The organism is Verminephrobacter aporrectodeae subsp. tuberculatae At4, assembly GCF_000193225.1.
Lineage (GTDB): Bacteria > Pseudomonadota > Gammaproteobacteria > Burkholderiales > Burkholderiaceae_C > Acidovorax > Acidovorax aporrectodeae.
In genome coordinates, this window is the sequence record NZ_AFAL01000242.1 from 1 (window position 1) to 875 (window position 875).

The 875-nt window shown below is 57.6% G+C and carries 1 protein-coding gene; it reads right to left on the bottom strand.

Annotated elements, in window-relative coordinates:
- Positions 1-842: endonuclease toxin domain-containing protein (locus tag VTU_RS26065; RefSeq protein WP_040892278.1), on the bottom strand; the 842-nt coding region annotated here is incomplete at its 3' end.
- Positions 843-875: the final 33 nt, after the last annotated feature.

Consider the following 875-nt stretch of genomic DNA (forward strand, 5'->3'; position numbering starts at 1 on the left):
GGGATGGCCAATTCAATGCGTCGTGATTGGATATCTCCTGCTTCGATTCCATTCGCTTGATGCGCTGATTTCTCATAATCCTTCGCCTCCTTGACGTAACGCCGCAAATAGCCCGCTGCCTGCCCTGGCGTCATGGGCTTGCTTCCTGACAGTCCCAGGGTGTCCATGGTCTTGATGCTTACCGCATGGCCCGTGGTCCGGTTAAAGGAGTCAAAGGTCTTGTGGTTGTGCTGTATTTTATCAAGCATAACATAGCCATTCTCCTGGGAGTATTTGGTGCTTTCCAAGTTGTTTTCAAAGGACTTCCCGCGCAGATTTTTTTTAGGCGTCGTCCAGTTTACAGCGCCCGGAGTGGTAATGTCAGGCGTCGCCGCGCCCACGGGCTTCAGAGTGGCACCATCAGGCGTCGCCACGCCTACGGGTTTCCGAATGGCAACGTCGGGCGTTAGCACGCCTACGACTTTCGGAGCGCCAAGAATAATCTTGACGGCGTGCACTTGGCCAGCGTTCAGCACCACGTCGATGACCTTGCCCCCACCTTTGAGCCTATCGCGCGTGGCTTGGCTCAGGCTGTTCCATTGGGTGCTGACCACCCGACCGGTCCTGTCGTCGGCGTAGGTGACCGTGGCATCAATGGTCTCCCCCACCCCGCTCAGGAATTCGAGCACGGCCGTCGTTTCCTTGGGGTAGACGTCCATGGACAGCGTCACTGCCGTCTCCATGCCCGAGGCGATGACCTGGCTCAAGGGATCTTTGCCCTGGCCGATGATTTCCAGGCCCGCCACAGGATCACCATCACCGACCCCGGTGGTGTAGGCCGCAGCGGCCAGCAGATAGATCAACGGCGAGAACCTCCTGAGACTATTGTTCTCAAC